This is a genomic window from Enterobacter sp. BIGb0383, from assembly GCF_003751845.1.
GTDB lineage: Bacteria > Pseudomonadota > Gammaproteobacteria > Enterobacterales > Enterobacteriaceae > BIGb0383.
This window is the reverse complement of record NZ_RJKQ01000002.1, coordinates 1,219,067-1,236,332: the sequence shown is the minus strand read 5'-3', so window position 1 is coordinate 1,236,332 and position 17,266 is coordinate 1,219,067. Positions and strand designations below refer to the sequence as shown.

8 protein-coding genes are annotated in these 17,266 nt (G+C 58.2%); 4 read left to right on the top strand and 4 right to left on the bottom strand.

Going from position 1 to position 17,266, the window contains the following annotated elements:
- Positions 1-220 precede the first annotated feature (220 nt).
- The 4 genes from EDF81_RS14155 to pepA all read right to left on the bottom strand — a co-directional run bounded on the left by EDF81_RS14155 (position 221) and on the right by pepA (position 12,481).
- On the bottom strand, positions 221-7,255 hold the full coding sequence (locus tag EDF81_RS14155; protein ID WP_123348754.1) for a hemagglutinin repeat-containing protein: 7,035 nt from the start codon (positions 7,253-7,255) through the stop codon (positions 221-223).
- 353 nt (positions 7,256-7,608) lie between these two features.
- Positions 7,609-10,464, bottom strand: a complete 2,856-nt coding sequence (locus tag EDF81_RS14150; RefSeq protein ID WP_123348753.1) for a valine--tRNA ligase — start codon at positions 10,462-10,464, stop codon at positions 7,609-7,611.
- Positions 10,464-10,907 (bottom strand): DNA polymerase III subunit chi, encoded by a 444-nt coding sequence (gene holC, locus EDF81_RS14145; protein ID WP_123348752.1) that lies wholly within the window; start codon positions 10,905-10,907, stop codon positions 10,464-10,466. Before holC ends, EDF81_RS14150 begins: the two co-directional genes overlap by 1 nt.
- 62 nt (positions 10,908-10,969) lie before the next feature.
- A complete protein-coding gene (gene pepA, locus EDF81_RS14140; RefSeq protein WP_123348751.1) occupies positions 10,970-12,481 on the bottom strand; it encodes a leucyl aminopeptidase in 1,512 nt (503 codons plus the stop codon).
- 274 nt (positions 12,482-12,755) lie between these two features.
- Here pepA and lptF point away from each other — a divergent pair, with 274 nt between their 5' ends.
- From lptF to EDF81_RS14115, 4 genes are all read left to right on the top strand, one after another.
- Positions 12,756-13,856 (top strand): LPS export ABC transporter permease LptF, encoded by a 1,101-nt coding sequence (gene lptF / locus EDF81_RS14130; RefSeq protein ID WP_123348750.1) that lies wholly within the window; start codon positions 12,756-12,758, stop codon positions 13,854-13,856.
- Positions 13,856-14,938 carry an LPS export ABC transporter permease LptG gene (gene lptG / locus EDF81_RS14125; protein WP_123348749.1) on the top strand — a complete coding sequence of 361 codons (1,083 nt, stop codon included), beginning with the start codon at positions 13,856-13,858 and terminating at the stop codon, positions 14,936-14,938. Before lptF ends, lptG begins: the two co-directional genes overlap by 1 nt.
- A gap of 58 nt (positions 14,939-14,996) precedes the next feature.
- Entirely contained in the window at positions 14,997-15,494 is a 498-nt protein-coding gene (locus tag EDF81_RS14120) for a hypothetical protein (protein ID WP_123348748.1), read from the top strand.
- Between the two features lie 104 nt (positions 15,495-15,598).
- Complete coding sequence (locus EDF81_RS14115; protein WP_123348747.1) at positions 15,599-17,239, top strand: dihydroxyacetone kinase subunit DhaK; 1,641 nt, start codon at positions 15,599-15,601, stop codon at positions 17,237-17,239.
- The last annotated feature ends 27 nt before the right edge of the window (positions 17,240-17,266 follow it).

Sequence of the window (17,266 nt, the reverse complement as noted above, 5' to 3'; positions counted from 1 at the left end):
CGATAGTAAAAAAACCATAAAATAAAACCTATCAGTACTCCACCGGAAAATCCCACTTTGATATATTTAAATAATTTATCAGAAAAAAACGAAAATATGTTGTCCCCACCACCAATCCAATAACCAAGCAGGCTGAATGACATTGTGATAATGAACAGTGTAATAAAAATGGTTGAGCATAGATAAAGCAAAAGAATGAAAGATCTATATCTGCTATTCATCATTGCCCCACCTCCTTGCTTTTCAGGGCTTCATCCATCTCCTCTGTAAATCCTCCCGAAGCGAAAGCGTTCCCCGCATTGCCTAAGATTGAAGGTAGAGAATGTTGTGGTGCTGGTTTGGTTATCGTCCAGACGCCAGTCGGAATCCATTCGTACTGTTTCGATACTGGATTAAATATCTTATCCGCCGGGACTTTAAGTATGTTACCGGCAGCATAACCCGTTGCTGCACCCGCCTTACTCAGAAATGCCCCTAAGAACGGATCGTCACCTTTAAGTTCTGCCTGGTAATACCCCCCGGCGGCATTCCATGTCACCGTTGGATTATAGCCTTTACCCGCTGTAATCGCTCCGATCACCCCCGCACCGATCACATCAGACAGTTTCACCTCACCATGAATGCCATATTGAATAACGACACTCCCGGTTGCTGATGCCCCTGCTGCAATTAACAGCTCTTTTCCATTAGTAACGGTATTGGTAACGAGCGCTTTCCCTCCCATGATCAGCACCGGCCATGACGATGGACTGGTAACGACATCGAGTACCCGATCGCCAGTTGTGATATTGTCTTGCAGAAACTTCAGGTCTGTACCGTTGAGGTAATTAACTAACGCTGCCGCACTCGGGTCTTTCAGTTTCTCATCGAGCCTAACCTGGGAAGGATGTGCATCGTTGGCTACGTTGGTCGCACCCTGAATTAGTTCTTGCCACGTGATACAAGCGACACCGCCGCCCGTACAAGCCTCAATAAGCTCCAGACTGTTTTTATTGCTGATGTCGATGTATTTTTCTACAACCTTATTGCAGTCACCACCGGAGGCTTTGCAAGCTTGCATTTCCTTATCCAACTGACGCGCTTCACTTGAACTTAAATAATTATTCTCAGCCGCATTTTTACCCGCCAACGCCCCCGCAATCGCGTCCGCAGTGCTGTTCCCTGCCACGCCACCGGCCAGACCGGCGGCCAGCGTTGCCAGCAGGCTAGCGGTCTGTTTTTCGGCTTCTGACAGGTCGCTGACATCTCTGTTCGGATAGAGTCGTTCGGTGACCAGCTGTGCAATGACTTCACCGCTAACGGCTCCGATGGCGCCCGCCTGGGCGCTGTTGCCTGAAGCCCAGGCCGTTACGGCACCGACGACGGCGTGGGCCATCGCTTTTGCGGCCGGGTCGCCTTCGGTCAGCTTATGGATTTGTTCTGCCAGCCAGGGGGCGGCCGCACCGCTGATGGCCTGGCCTGGATTGCCATTCATCAATCCCTGCAGGCCAGCGGTTGCAGCCTGAATAGCACGTTGAAGCGTGCTGCCGGTGCCGTATTTCTGCGTTTCGGTTTTATAGATATCCGTCTTTCTCAGCGCATCTGCGGTGAGATCCGGATACTGCTCCTTCGCCTTTATCAGTCCGTTCAGGTCGACCTGTTTTCGGGTGATGTCCATCACCTGGCCGCCGATTTCGCCAATCAGCTTTGCCTGCGCCAGCCGACGCTGCTCTTTCTCTTTGTTAAAGATCGGGGAAATCGTACCGTTGGCGTTTTCCACATCCCGGTTCAGGGTGGCAGGATCCTGCCCCTGCCCGGCGGGGTTGGTAAGCACAATGCTACCGCCCGATACGGCCGCCCGGGTGAGGCCGTATGCGCTGCCACCGTGTGCAGAACCGCTGGCTGAGGCGCCATCGTTGCTGACACCCGCGCTCTGCTGTTCCGATGAATACTTTGCCGAGTTTTCTTCATCCTGCCAGCCCAGGGTTCCGGTCTCCAGGCTGTTTTTGTCTTCTGTTGCCCGGGAAGCTATCACGGCACCGTTTAGCTGGGTGTGCCCGGTGGTTTGTATGCGGAAGCCTCCTTCACCAGCATACACGCCCGTTTGCTCGCGCACACTGTCGTAGTCGCTGCGAATTTTTGACTGTTCCGCCGTCAGGCTGCCGGACCAGCCGACCCCGATAATGGCAACGGAAAGCCCTCCGCTGATGCCGTACTGCGTCATCCGGTAACGTTCACTGTCCAGCAGGCTGGTCAGCTCCAGATGACGTCCGGCCTCCAGATTAACGGTATTGCCACTGGTCAGGGCTCCGGTGAGTGCCATATCCCGGCCGCTGAACATCCACAGCGTGTTCCCACTGGTGACCTGGCTTTCGTGCCACTCTGTAGCGTTACCGCCCTCGTGCCCGCCAGAAGCGTTCGCCCCGGCGGAGACATTCAGTCCAATGCTGTCCTGGCTGGCCCCGATCCCAACGCCGATGCTACCGCCGCTGTTGCTGTGGCGGCTGTTGCTGTTGTAAATATTGGCCGCTGCCGTCAGATGAAGATCGTTTTCAGCCCGGAGTTCGATATCGCCGCCGGCCTTAAGCTGGCTACCGGCAATCAGAATATCCCCGCTGCCTGCTTCGGCGGAGCCGTAAGCGTTGATAACGGTATCCTCGCCGCTGGTCAGCGTGGCGCTATTTATCCGCACCGAGGATTCATGCCATTCGGAGACGGAACGCTGCATCCCGAGTGAGAGGTTCAGACCAAAAAGCCCCGCAGCGCTGCCGTTCTCCGCGAGCATACCCAGCGCCAGCCCCTGAGCCGACTGCACGCCGGTCAGGGCGGACTGCAGCGCTATCAGAGCAGACAGACGACTGTCGCCCGCCTTCTGGATACGGGTCAGCATGCTGACCGTGCTGGTAATGGCGGTTGCCGCTGCGCCGGAGAGGGCCAGGGTCAGGCCAGACGTTTTCTGCTCCAGACGTTCGTCGCGCTGGTGCATATCCTGCCCGGCAACGATATGCACGCTGTCACCGCTGACCATCAGTGACCCGGCGGCCACAATATCTGCGCCGGTGACGATGACCTGGCCTCCGGCATCGAGGTAAACATTTTCCCCGCTGCTGCCGAGCGTGCTGATGCTCTGACTCTGGGTAATATCCTTCTCATTGACCTTGTGCTTCGATGAGCGACTGCCGATAGTGAACCCCAGAAATCCACCGGACAGCAGGCCGCTCTCTTTCTTCTCGTCGAGGCGATAGCTGGACCACTCTTCCGTCGCGGCAGTAATAACGCTATTTCCCTCCGCCCACAGAGAGACATCCTTCTCGCCGATTAATGACGACCCGGTGACGGTGAGATCTTTTCCCGCCGATAGCCACAGGCCCGCCCCGTTGACCCGGGCACCTTTTTCCCGGGTGGTATAGTCTTCATCCACCCGATGACGCACCTCTTTAGAGAGGAATCCCTTATCGACAAGAGTCTCTTCAAAGAAGTAGTAGTCGCTGTCGGTTGCCGTGGTCAGGGCGAGGTTACCCGCAGCGGTGAGAGTCATATCGCCCCCGGCATTCAGGCTGGCCGCCTGCAGAGTGATATCGCCATCTGCCCGCAGGGTCATATCTCCCTGACTAGCCAGCTCGCTTTCCACCTGGCGGACCACGCGGTCTTCCCGCTGGCTATGGTTTTCGCCGTAGCTCTCCTTGTTATGCTCGGTCTGCTGTGTCGCCAGGAAAATGCTGCGGCCTGCCGAGAGCAGAAGATTGCCCAGCGATGCCAGGCCTGCCGCTCTGGTAGTAATATCCCCGCCGGCAGTGAGCTGCATATTTCCATCACTGGACAGCAGCATCCCGCTCTCACTCAGGATGTGCTGCTCTTCTGTTGATGGCTGATAAGGGTTGGTCTCGAGGCTGTCCGTTGTGGTGTACAGCCCGATATCCTCTCCGGCGATAATGGCCAGCTCTCCGGCAGAGTGGAGCAGGGTATTGGTCAGTGCCAGGGTTTTCCCGGCGGACAGCGCCAGCGCGTTACCAGCGGTAATGCTGTTTCCCTGCCAGCGCGTCCCGTATCGAATCTGAAAATCGGTACGATCGTCTAACAGGGTGCTGTATGTTTCCACCCCTTCGATATCGAGATTCTCTGCGGCTTTCAGCATCACCCCGCTGCGGGCCGTCAGGTTAACGCCTGAGGCGAAGAGGCTGCCTCCGGAAGTCAGATGGAGGTTATCCGCACTGAGGATTGTGTCGGTGGGCGAGTCGAGCGACACTTCATATCGGCACCATTTGCAATCCGCTGCAAGGGCAGGTATTGACAGGTGGCTGTCGGCAACCGGCATCGACACACCGAGAGCGGCGAGCCTCTCTTCCGCCGTGCGACCGGGTTTCTCCGGAGATAAGGTGATCCAGTATTCATTTCTACTCGAGGTATTGTAGAGATTGAGGCCACGCCCGGCGTCTATCGTGATGTCCTGCGCTCCGATGAGCTGCGCGGCATCCAGTGCAACATTGTCCTCAGCCTGAATGTGGATATTTTCTCCGCTGGTTAACGAGGTCTGCTGCACATGCTCTACAGATCGGGAGACCGCCACATCCTCAAGGAAGGTCACCGACTGGCGTAGAGAGCTCTGAGCGGCATTCAGATATACACTCTGCGCAACAAGCGCGATGCTTCTGGCGGCAGTCAGTACCGCACCACGGGTGCTGATAAAGTCCCCGGCCTGCAGCAGGATCGCCGACAGGCTGCTGATTTTGTAGGGCGTGGGATCTGCGACAATGCCACTGGCGTCTTCTGAAAGACCTATCTCCTCTTGCCTGCGCATCTGGTCGTGGCTGTCTCTCTCCGTTGAGAGCCATATTGAAGTGCCAGCCCGTAGAGTAAGGTCGCCAACCGCGCTTATCTCAGTGTTATGACTATCGAAAACCTTCCCCGCAGCGATATCCAGTGCGCCGCCCGATTTCAGATGGTTGTCCGAGTAATATCTCCTGTATTCGGATAGCCAGATGTTCTGCCTGTTTCCGTCCAGATCATGGGAAACGCTGGTAGCGTAGAGGCCGATATCGTTTCCCGCTTCCAGAGATAACCCTTTACCGGCGTCGATCTCCACACCGTGGAGCTGCATATTATTACCGGCACTGAGGCGCATCGTATCGCTGGCAGACCAGATGCTGCTGTCCGCCATCACAGAGCCTGACCACGTCAAAGATTCACCCGTGAGCTCCAGAGCCCGGGAAGCAGTGTCTGCGACAATATTCCCAAAGCGGCTCTCTACGTCGACCACCGCGCCTGCGGTCAGTCCGCTATGTTGCTCAATATTGTTCTCCGCACTGAGGGACAGCGAGCCTTCTGAATGCAGTACGCCGCTGGCCCGATTGACCACGCTGTCGGTGCTGTTCAGGCTTAGCTGTGACTGGCCCGATACCAGGCCGCCATGGTTCAGAAAATGTGCGGTATTCAACGCCAGCCGATCTGCGCTAAGGGCGCTGCCCATCAGGGGTGAGGCCAGGTCTCCCTGGCGAAGTCGTTCCCGCTGCGCCGCAAGCTGAGTGCCTGAAGGGAGATTTGCCGCGTCTGGCAGGCTATCGCCCGCATCCCCGGCGTTTGCCCGCCAGGTGATGTTATTGATGCTGTCACTAAACTGGCCCTCCAGACGGTTTCCGGCCTGAATACTTCCCCGGAAGGCTTCTCCGTCGCTGCGGCGATAAAACGATTCGCTAAAGGGATCGATATTGCTGAAGGGAAGGGGATTGAGGGCATTCTGACCGTTGGCGGTCAGCGCCTGCCAGAATGTTTCCGTCCCGGAGAGCCATGAGAGGTTATTTAGCGTCGTGCCGTACAGTTGAATATCGTGGCCTGCCGTTATCTCACTGGCCCGGTTGTGTAACGTATCGGCGGTGAGGGTAAGATCCCGCCCGGCAAGAATACGAGCTGGTGGTGCGGCACGGGTTACCCATAGCCCGGAGGTCACGCCGCCAATAAAACGGTCTTCTGTTCCCGCCGGCGCAACGACCTCGGGCCGTAGGCCGCTGCCCGGGCTGTGCCAGGTTCCCTCCTCATAGCGCCAGGACCTGCCGTTGTAATCCATTTCCAGCCACTCTCGCTGGTTTGCCAGACTGGCGGTGTTCAGCACCATATCCCCGCGCAGGCTTTCCAGCGTCCCGGAGCTATTGATGATTTCTCTGTTTGCCTGGCCGCTGGCCTCTTTCTGTATCACCAGATCTTTCCCGGCGGTGATACGACCCCGCTGGTTGACTACGCTGTCGGCGTAGAGGTGAATATCTCCCTGCGCCGCTAGTTCTCCCTGATGGAGCAGCGTATCTCTGGCCTGCACGGTGATATTTTTTTGTGCCTGTTGCTTTCCGGCGAGGACAACATCCGGTGCGGCGATCTGTATATTTCCCTGCGCGCTGGCCTGAGTCAGCGTCAGTTTCCCGCTACTGTCGAGACGGATATCCCCCTGACGGGCATTCAGATTGCCCAAATTCACGCCCACGCCGCTGTCGCCGGATACCAGATGGATCCGATTGGTATACATCCCACCGAGCGCGCCGGTATCGACGGCAACGACAGGTCGGGTGCCCTCTCCGGCCAGGCGGATCAGGGGGCCATCGGCGTTGACCTGGTTGGCCCCGACAATCAGGTCCAGATCCTTAGCGTTCAGCGAGGCATGAATTTCTGCCGCTCTGGCGATGATCGCCAGCTTGTCAGTCTGGCTGGCGTCCAGCCCCTTGCCCTGCAGGACCACCGATCCTCGGGTTACCTCAAGCGCCTGAAGTCCGCCGTCGGGACCCAGAACGGGCTTCCCGGTGGTCAGGGTGGCCGAGGGGGTGTTGATAAACCCGCAGCCATCACAGGTGATACCGTACGGATTGGCTACCATAACGCTGGCACCTTTACCCGCCACCTCCAGGTAGCCTTTTAGTTCCGATCTGTTCGTCGATACCACTTCATTAATGATCCCCGCCGCCTCCCTGCCTTCGCGCAGGCGGGCATTGCCCTGAAGCGTTCCCCCTAGCTGACTCTGCACTTGATCCCGGGCGCTGTTATTGAGGATGAGGCCCTCTTGCCCGACGTTAAAATCCTGGAAGGTGTTATGGGATATTCCGCCCGCATTAGGCGGGGCGATATTGACCACGGGTACGCCGCCAGCTGTCTGCGTAATACCGGTATCGCTGGTGGCGACGTTAAGCCCCGCTGAAATAGCGGGCAGAACGGGTTGTCCTGCCAGCGTGAATGAGAGCAGATAGGCTAAAAACTGTCGGGTGGCAAAATTCGCGGAGCGTACAGAGGTAAATTCCATTTATTATTGTCCCACCGTTATCCTGACGAGTGATAAAAGCATTCCGACCCGGTAATACGCGGCTGCACGGGCGGTTATAGCTAAAAAAAACCTAAGGTTAAATTTTGTTCATTTTCTGCAATCTATTATTGCGAAATGACGGATGCAATATGATTTATAGTTGGAGGGGCGGTTTTTTGAAGTGAGTGATGTTTTTGGTGAGAATAATGTAATGGTCTGAAGGTTTAATCTTAAATAGATAAATAACGTCAATTGCTGGTGTGTTAATAACAAATAAAATATATGTTTTTTATCTTTCCCATAAAAAAGCCGGAGCGTAAGCTCCGGCCATTGATTATTTTCAGCGGACTCAATTAAAGCGCAGCAATAACGCCCTGCTGTTCAATCAGCTTGGTCTTCGCCTGAGCAAAGCCTTCCAGACGCTCACGCTCTTTAGCGATTACCGCTTCCGGGGCGCGGGCCACAAAGCCTTCGTTGGCCAGCTTGGTTTCGATTTTGCCAATTTCGACGTCGATCTTCGCCACTTCTTTGGCCAGACGCGCCAGCTCGGCGTCTTTATCCACCAGACCGGCCATCGGGATCAGCAGCTCGGCGCCGTCGATAATCTGGGTCACGGAAACCGGACCTTTATCATCGGCAGGCAGCAGAGTGATGCTCTCCAGACGCGCCAGGCTCTGCAGGAAGCTGCGGTTCTCGTTAACGCGACGCACGGCATCATCGCTACAGCCGCGCAGCAGCAGCGGCAGCATTTTGCCCGGAGAGATGTTCATCTCGGCGCGGATATTACGGATCGCGACGATAGCCTGCTTCAGCCACTCGGTATCGGCAAAGGCCACTTCATCCACCTGAGACGCCTCATACTGCGGGAACGGCTGCAGCATAATGGTATCGGCGGTGATGCCTTTCAGCACTTTCACACGCTGCCAGATGGTTTCGGTGATAAACGGAATAATCGGGTGCGCCAGGCGCAGCAGACCTTCCAGTACCGTCACCAGCGTATTACGGGTGCCGCGCAGTTCGGCTTCAGAACCGCCGTTCATTACCGGCTTGGTCAGCTCCAGATACCAGTCGCAGAACTGGTTCCAGGTGAACTCATACAGGATGCCCGCAGCGATATCGAAGCGGTAGCTGTCCAGCGCTTCACGGTAGGCTTTCACCGTCTGGTTGAACTCGGCGAGGATCCAGCGATCCGCCAGCGACAGCGTCAGTTCGCCGCCGTTAAAGCCGCAGTCCTGATCTTCGGTGTTCATCAGCACAAAGCGGCTGGCGTTCCACAGCTTGTTACAGAAGTTGCGGTAGCCTTCCAGGCGCTTCATATCCCAGTTAATGTCGCGACCGGTGGAGGCCAGCGCCGCCAGGGTAAAGCGCAGGGCGTCGGTGCCGTGCGGCTCAATGCCGTTCGGGAACTGCTTCTCGGTGCGTTTGCCGATTTTCTCCGCCAGCTGCGGCTGCATCATATTGCCGGTGCGTTTTTCCAGCAGGTCAGGCAGAGAGATACCGTCCACCATATCCAGCGGGTCAATGACGTTGCCCTTGGATTTGGACATCTTCTGGCCTTCGTCGTCGCGGATCAGACCGGTCATATAGACGGTCTTAAACGGTACCTGCGGCTTGCCGTTTTCATCTTTGATGAAGTGCATGGTCATCATGATCATGCGGGCGATCCAGAAGAAGATAATGTCGAAGCCGCTGACCATCACGGAGGTCGGGTGGAACTGACGCAGGGCGTCGGTGTTTTCCGGCCAGCCGAGGGTGGAGAAGGTCCACAGGGCGGAGGAGAACCAGGTATCCAGCACGTCGTCGTCCTGACGCAGAGCGACGTCGGCGCTCAGGTTGTTCTCCTGACGCACTTCCTCTTCGCTGCGGCCAACGTACACGTTGCCCTGATCGTCATACCAGGCCGGGATACGGTGACCCCACCACAGCTGACGGGAGATACACCAGTCCTGGATATCACGCATCCAGGAGAAGTACATGTTTTCGTACTGCTTCGGCACGAACTGGATATCGCCGTTCTCAACCGCTTCCACGGCCGGCTTCGCCAGCACGTCGGCACGCACGTACCACTGGTCGGTCAGCATCGGCTCAATGACCACGCCGCCGCGATCGCCGTAAGGGACGGTCAGGTCGTGCGGTTTGATCTCTTCCAGCAGGCCGAGGGCGTCAACGGCAACCACGACCGCTTTACGGGCGGCAAAGCGTTCCAGCTTCTGGAACTCTGCCGGGATTTCACCGGAGCAGGCGTCGGTTTCGTTGCCTTTGGTGTCGAACACTTCCGCCACGTCGCGGATATCGCCATCAAAGGTCAGAATATTGATCATCGGCAGGGCGTGACGTTTACCGACTTCGTAGTCGTTAAAGTCGTGCGCCGGGGTGATTTTCACGCAGCCGGTGCCTTTTTCCATATCGGCGTGTTCGTCGCCAACGATTGGAATACGGCGGTTCACCAGCGGCAGCACCACAAATTTACCGATCAGGTCTTTATAGCGCGGATCTTCCGGGTTCACCGCCACGCCGGTATCGCCCAGCAGGGTTTCCGGACGGGTGGTAGCGACCACCAGGTAATCTTTACCGTCGGCGGTTTTCGCACCGTCGGCCAGCGGATAGCGGATATGCCACATGGAGCCTTTGGACTCGCGGTTTTCCACTTCCAGATCGGAGATTGCGGTGCGCAGTTTCGGATCCCAGTTTACCAGGCGCTTGCCGCGGTAAATCAGATCTTCTTTGTACAGGCGAACAAAGACTTCTTTCACGGCGTTGGACAGGCCTTCATCCATGGTGAAGCGCTCGCGCTCCCAGTCCACGGAGGCGGCAAGACGGCGCATCTGGCGGGTAATGGTGCCGCCGGATTCTTCCTTCCACTGCCAGATTTTGTCGATAAAGGCGTCGCGGCCATAGTCGTGACGGGTTTTACCTTCTTCGGCGGCAATTTTACGCTCAACCACCATCTGGGTGGCGATACCGGCGTGGTCGGTCCCGACCTGCCACAGGGTATTTTTCCCCTGCATACGCTGGTAGCGAATCATGGTGTCCATGATGGTCTGCTGGAAGGCGTGGCCCATATGCAAACTGCCGGTGACGTTCGGCGGTGGGATCATGATGCAGAAGCTTTCCTGGCTTTCATCGCCATTCGGTTTGAAATAGCCCTGCTGCTCCCAGTGCTCGTAAAGCGGCTGTTCGATATCTTGTGGGTTGTATGTCTTTTCCATTATTTCCAGGTTGCCGTATTCAGGTTAAAACCAGCCATGCGATAGGCTTTGTAGCGTTCGCGCGCCAGTTGTTTTAGAGAATCTTCATGAGGGACGAAGTCTATCACTTCTGTGAAACCGGTGGCAAAATCTGCAAAGCCGACCCTGAGCGCAATTAACAAATCGCGCGGACTGCTGTTGCGTTTTTGCGGCCAGGCCAGCTCCACCGGTGCTCCGCCGCGCGGCCCTTCGCCCGCCAGATTATGCGGAACAAAGCTTTCTGCCGGTCGCGCCCACAGGGCTTCATCCAGCCGGATTGCCTGCCGTTCATCTTCGCAGGCAATCAGAATGCGCTTTCCCGCGCGCCAACGTTCTGCGGCAAGTTCACACACCAGCTGTTCGACGGCGCTCAGGCCATCCTGTTGTGTGTCATTGTCCAGAAGATAGAACGTTGCATTTTTCATGATATGGGGCTTCTTGTGGTCAATTTAAACGACAGGCCGGGGGTTGCCCGGCCTTGCGTTTCTTACTCTTCGCCGGTAAACCCGGCGCGGTTAAGCAGGAACTGCGACAGCAGCGCGACCGGACGACCGGTTGCGCCTTTGGCTTTACCGGAGCGCCAGGCAGTCCCGGCGATATCCAGGTGCGCCCAGTTATACTTACGGGCAAAGCGCGCCAGGAAGCAGCCTGCGGTAATGGCACCGCCAGGACGGCCGCCGATATTGGCCATATCCGCGAAGTTCGACTCCAGCTGATCCTGATACTCTTCACCCAGCGGCAGACGCCATGCGCGGTCGCCCGCCTGTTCGGACGCGCCGATCAGCTCATGCGCCAGCGGATTGTGGTTGGAGAGCAGGCCGGTGATGTGATGACCCAGGGCGATCACGCAGGCCCCGGTCAGGGTCGCCACGTCGATCACCGTTTCCGGATCGAAACGCTCAACGTAGGTCAGCACGTCGCACAGCACCAGACGGCCTTCGGCGTCGGTATTCAGCACTTCCACGGTCTGGCCTGACATGGTGGTCAGGACATCGCCCGGACGATAGGCCCGGCCGCCAGGCATGTTTTCACAGCCCGCCAGCACGCCGATAATGTTCAGCGGCAGCTGGAGTTCGGCCACCATGCGCATCACGCCGTAAACCGCCGCGGCACCGCACATATCGTACTTCATCTCGTCCATGCCTTCGGCCGGCTTGATGGAGATACCGCCGGAGTCGAAGGTCAGGCCTTTACCAACCAGCACAATCGGGCGGGCGTCTTCAGCCGGGTTGCCTTTGTACTCGATAACCGACATCAGGGATTCGTTCTGGGAACCGTTGCCGACCGCGAGGTAGGAGTGCATCCCCAGCTCTTTCATCTGCTGCTCGCCGATCACACGGGTGACCACGTTCTGGCTCCAGGTATCGGCCAGCTGGCGCGCCTGGGACGCCAGATAGGCGGCGTTACAGATATTCGGCGGCATATTGCCGAGGTCTTTCGCGGCTTTGATCCCGGCGGCAATCGCCAGGCCGTGCTGGATAGCGCGCTCGCCGCTGGTCAGTTCGCGACGGGTCGGCACGTTGAAGACCATTTTACGCAGCGGGCGACGCGGCTCGCTCTTGTTGGTTTTCAGCTGATCGAAGCTGTAGAGCGACTCTTTCGCCGTCTCAACGGCCTGGCGTACTTTCCAGTAGGTGTTGCGACCTTTTACGTGCAGCTCGGTCAGGAAGCAGACGGCTTCCATCGAACCGGTATCGTTCAGAGTGTTAATGGTTTTCTGAATCACCTGCTTGTACTGGCGCTCGTCCAGCTCGCGCTCTTTGCCGCAGCCGATCAGTAAAATACGCTCTGACAGGACATTCGGCACGTGGTGCAGCAGCAGGGTCTGGCCCGGCTTGCCTTCCAGTTCGCCACGGCGCAGCAGGGCGCTGATGTACCCGTCGCTGATTTTATCGAGTTGTTCGGCGATCGGAGAGAGTCGACGGGGTTCAAAGACGCCCACAACGATACAGGCACTCCGCTGTTTCTCCGGGCTACCGCTTTTTACACTGAACTCCATGCACTACGCTCCTGAATCTTAAAGACAACAGCGACGGCTACGGATAGAATTGCAAGCTTTCGTAACTCATGTCCGCTGTTGCGTTGACTTCGTGTTAATCTTAACGTGATGACGATCATCATGTGCCACACGTCAGAACAGTACCTGAAACGCGAATCCGCTGTATGTTTTAATCTTAGCGATGATTTCGACGACTCAAGAGAATAAATGACGTTTAAGCCATGAAACAAGCAATTTTCCTGCAAAAAGACGGGTTTTTACGGGCGTATTTAAAGTGATAATCATACGATATCTGGTGCGGGAGACGCTTAAAAGCCAGTTTGCCATCCTTTTTATCCTGCTGCTGATCTTCTTCTGCCAGAAACTGGTAAGGATCCTTGGCGCAGCGGTAGATGGCGAAATCCCGACCAATCTGGTGCTTTCGTTGCTGGGTCTGGGTGTGCCGGAGATGGCGCAGCTGATCCTGCCGCTAAGTCTTTTCCTCGGCCTGCTGATGACCCTCGGCAAGCTCTACACCGAAAGTGAAATTACGGTGATGCACGCCTGCGGCCTGAGTAAGGCCGTACTGGTGAAGGCGGCGATGGTGCTGGCGCTGTTTACCGGCCTGCTGGCGGCGGTTAACGTCATGTGGGCGGGCCCCTGGTCTTCGCTCCATCAGGATGAAGTCCTGGCCGAAGCCAAAGCCAACCCGGGCCTTGCCGCTCTGGCGCAGGGCCAGTTCCAGCCGACCTCGGACGGCAACGCGGTCCTGTTTATTGAGAGCGTCGAAGGCAGCCACTTTAAGGATGTCTTCTTAGCCCAGCTGCGTGCGCGTAACAACGCCCGCCCGTCGGTGGTGGTCGCCGATTCCGGCCAGCTCTCTCAGACCCCGGACGGCTCGCAGGTGGTGACCTTCAATAAAGGCACCCGCTTTGAAGGCACGGCGATGCTGCGCGACTTCCGCATCACCGATTTTGAAAACTATCAGGCTATTGTCGGCCATCAGGCGGTCGCTCTCGATCCGAGCGATACGGAACAGATGGATATGCGCACCCTGTGGCATGCCGAAGGCGACCGCGCCAGCGCGGAGCTGCACTGGCGTTTCACCCTGGTGCTGACGGTCTTTATCATGGCCCTGATGGTGGTGCCGCTTAGCGTGGTTAACCCGCGTCAGGGACGCGTGCTGTCGATGCTGCCGGCGATGCTGCTCTATCTGGTCTTCTTCCTGCTGCAGACCTCCATCAAATCCAACGGCGGCAAAGGCAAAATCGACCCGGCGGTCTGGATGTGGGCCGTTAACCTGCTGTACCTTGCGCTGGCCGTTGCCCTGAACCTGTGGGATACGGTCCCCGTGCGCCGGATACGCGCCCGTTTTACGCGTAAAGGAGCGGTATAATGCAGGCATTTGGCGTACTGGATCGCTATATCGGTAAAACGATATTCAACACCATCATGATGACCCTCTTCATGCTGGTGTCCCTCTCCGGCATCATTAAGTTCGTCGACCAGCTGAAAAAAGCCGGGCAGGGTGACTACGATGCGATGGGCGCGGGGCTTTACACCCTTCTCAGCGTTCCGAAAGATATTCAGATCTTCTTCCCGATGGCGGCGCTGCTTGGCGCGCTGCTGGGGCTGGGGATGCTGGCCCAGCGCAGCGAACTGGTGGTGATGCAGGCGTCCGGCTTTACCCGGATGCAGGTGGCGCTGTCGGTCATGAAAACCGCGATCCCGCTGGTCTTTCTGACCATGGCGATGGGCGAGTGGGTTGCGCCGCAGGGCGAGCAGATGGCGCGTAACTACCGCGCCCAGCAGATGTTCGGCGGCTCGCTGCTCTCCACCCAGCAAGGGCTGTGGGCGAAAGACGGCAATAACTTTGTCTATATCGAGCGGGTGCACGGCGACAACGAACTGAGCGGCGTCAGCATCTATGCCTTTAACGGCGAACGTCGTTTGTCCTCGGTTCGCTATGCCGCATCGGCGAAGTTCGATGCGCAGAATAACGTCTGGCAGCTGTCGCAGATTGATGAGTCTGACCTCAAGGATCCGCAGCAGATCACCGGCTCCCAGACGGTGAGCGGCACCTGGAAAACCAACCTCACGCCCGATAAGCTGGGCGTGGTGGCGCTGGATCCGGATGCCCTGTCGATTAGCGGCCTGGTTAACTACGTTAACTACCTCAAGGCCAGCGGCCAGGATGCGGGGCGCTACAAGCTCAACATGTGGAGCAAAATCTTCCAGCCTCTGTCGGTGGCGGTGATGATGCTGATGGCCCTGTCGTTTATCTTCGGCCCACTGCGCAGCGTGGCGATGGGCGTGCGGGTGGTCACCGGGATCAGCTTCGGCTTTGTCTTCTACGTGCTGGATCAGATCTTCGGCCCGCTGACCCTGGTATACGGGATACCGCCCGTGGTCGGGGCGCTGCTGCCCAGCGCGTCATTCTTTGCCATCAGCCTCTGGCTGTTGATGCGACGGTCCTGACGGACCGCACCGAGAAGAGAGGCCTGGCCTCTCTTTTTTATTACAAGGACGGTAAACCATGATGGAGATAGTGAAGGGGATCGGGCGCAGACTGGCGCTGGCGATGATGGAGCTGCTGACGGAGATGGTCATCAGCCCCTATGTCTGGGTCGGGCTTTTGGCGCTCGTCTGGTATCTGTTCCACCCGCTACCGGAACTCTTCTATATCGCCGAGCCGGGACTGTTCGCTGCGATAGCCGGCCTGGTGCTATGGCGGGTGCGCTGCACCGACCGCCTTTCGGCCCGGGTCGGGACCGTGCGCCGGGGCTCTGTGGAGGAGCAAGAGGCGGATAAGGTTCTGTTTCAGTTCGATCTCACCGAGCGGATCGCCTTCCTGGCGATGGCCCTGCTGATCCCGGCGTTCTGCCTGAGCTTTATGATGCTCGATACTCCCTGGATGCTCTGGCTCCACCACGCCTTTCTCGCGCTGCTGCTGGTCTGGCACTATCGGCTCTATCGTCGGCTGCACCGGATAAAAAAAGCCCGTGGCTACGGGGACGATAACCGGCTGGCGTAGCGCCTGCCCGGGTGCCGCCCTGACTCAGTATAATCCGTTCTTTACACCAGGGTCTGACAGGCGGACTATGCTTGCCTGACGGTTTTAGTGAACAGCGGGGGAGTATGTCCAGATTCTTCTTTAACGATCGGCAGCAGCTGGTCAACGACGCCATCGAAGGGATGGTCCTTTCTGCGCCGCACGGCAACCTGGTCCGGCTGGATATCGATCCGGCCATTCGCGTGGTGGCCCGCGCCGACTGGGATAAAAGCCGGGTAGCGGTCATTTCCGGCGGTGGCTCCGGCCATGAACCGGCCCACGCGGGCTTTGTCGGCAGGGGGATGCTCACCGCTGCCGTCTGCGGGGATCTCTTTGCCTCCCCGAGCGTCGATGCGGTACTTAACGCCATCGTCGCCGTCACCGGGGATCGCGGCTGCCTGCTGGTGGTCAAGAACTACACCGGAGACCGCCTGAACTTCGGCCTCGCGGCAGAACGCGCCCGGGCCTACGGCCTGAAGGTCGAGATGGTGATTGTCGCCGACGATATCGCCCTGCCGGACAACAAGCAGCCCCGCGGTATCGCCGGGACCGCGCTGGTCCACAAGGTGGCGGGCTACGCAGCCGAGCACGGCTGGAACCTGAGCGAAGTGCGGGACATCGCCCGCCAGGCCTGCGATAACCTCTACAGCCTCGGCCTGGCGATGCAGACCTGCAACCTGCCGGGCAGCGACGAAGAAGCCACGCGCATCAAGCCCGGCCATGCCGAACTCGGCCTGGGCATTCACGGCGAGCCGGGCGCATCCCTGATCGAAACCCAGAACAGCAAACAGATTATCGACACCCTGATAAAACCGCTGCGCGAGCAGGCCGGAGAGGGCGAGTATGCGGTGCTGATCAACAACCTCGGTGGCGTTTCGGCCCTGGAGATGGCTCTGCTTACCAAAGAGCTGGCCCACTCCGACCTGGCCCCGCAGATCCGCTACCTGATCGGCCCCGCGCCGCTGGTCAGCGCCCTGGATATGAAAGGCTTCTCCCTCTCGTTACTGCGCCTGAACGACACCCTTGAGGCTGCCCTCAACGACTCGGTCGAGACGGTCGGCTGGCAAAAACCGGTCGCCCTGGCTCCGCTCAGAACGGTGAAACACCATAAAATTCAGCACAGCGTCGAAGCCACGGCCTCGGATAACCCCCAGGTCGGGGAGCTGGTCTCCGCCGCCGTGCAGGCGCTGATTGCCCAGGAGAACCGCCTTAATGCGCTGGATGCCAAAGTCGGCGACGGCGATACTGGCTCCACTTTTGCCGAAGGCGCACGGGATATCGGCAGCCTGCTGAAAGAGAAACGGCTGGCGCTCGACAACGCCGGAACCCTGCTCCAGCAGATTGGCGACCGTCTGGCAACGGTGATGGGCGGCTCCAGCGGTGTGCTGATGTCGATCTTCTTTACCGCTGCAGGTCAGGCGGTGCAGGACGGCCAGCCGCTCCCGGAATCGCTCCTGAAAGGCCTGGCCCAGATGAAACAGTACGGCGGGGCGGATCTCGGCGACAGAACCCTGATTGACGCCCTCCAGCCCGCGCTGGAAGCCCTGCGCGACGGCGACCTCCATGCCGCCCGCGAAGCCGCACAGAAGGGCGCAGACGCGACCGCCCGGATGCAGACCGCAGGCGCGGGACGCTCGTCCTATGTTAACCGTGAGAACCTGGAAGGGGTGACCGACCCCGGCGCGGTGGCGGTGGCTGAGGTGTTTGCGGCGCTGGCGAAGAGCTAAAAAGAAAGGCGCCTCGCGGCGCCTTTG

Bases quoted from the DNA above. Each gene is read 5' to 3' on its own strand.
- EDF81_RS14155 (WP_123348754.1), bottom strand. From the start codon at position 7,255: ATGGAATTTACCTCTGTACGCTCCGCGAATTTTGCCACCCGACAGTTT.
- EDF81_RS14150 (WP_123348753.1), bottom strand. From the start codon at position 10,464: ATGGAAAAGACATACAACCCACAAGATATCGAACAGCCGCTTTACGAG.
- holC (WP_123348752.1), bottom strand. From the start codon at position 10,907: ATGAAAAATGCAACGTTCTATCTTCTGGACAATGACACACAACAGGAT.
- pepA (WP_123348751.1), bottom strand. From the start codon at position 12,481: ATGGAGTTCAGTGTAAAAAGCGGTAGCCCGGAGAAACAGCGGAGTGCC.
- lptG (WP_123348749.1), top strand. From the start codon at position 13,856: ATGCAGGCATTTGGCGTACTGGATCGCTATATCGGTAAAACGATATTC.
- EDF81_RS14120 (WP_123348748.1), top strand. From the start codon at position 14,997: ATGATGGAGATAGTGAAGGGGATCGGGCGCAGACTGGCGCTGGCGATG.
- EDF81_RS14115 (WP_123348747.1), top strand. From the start codon at position 15,599: ATGTCCAGATTCTTCTTTAACGATCGGCAGCAGCTGGTCAACGACGCC.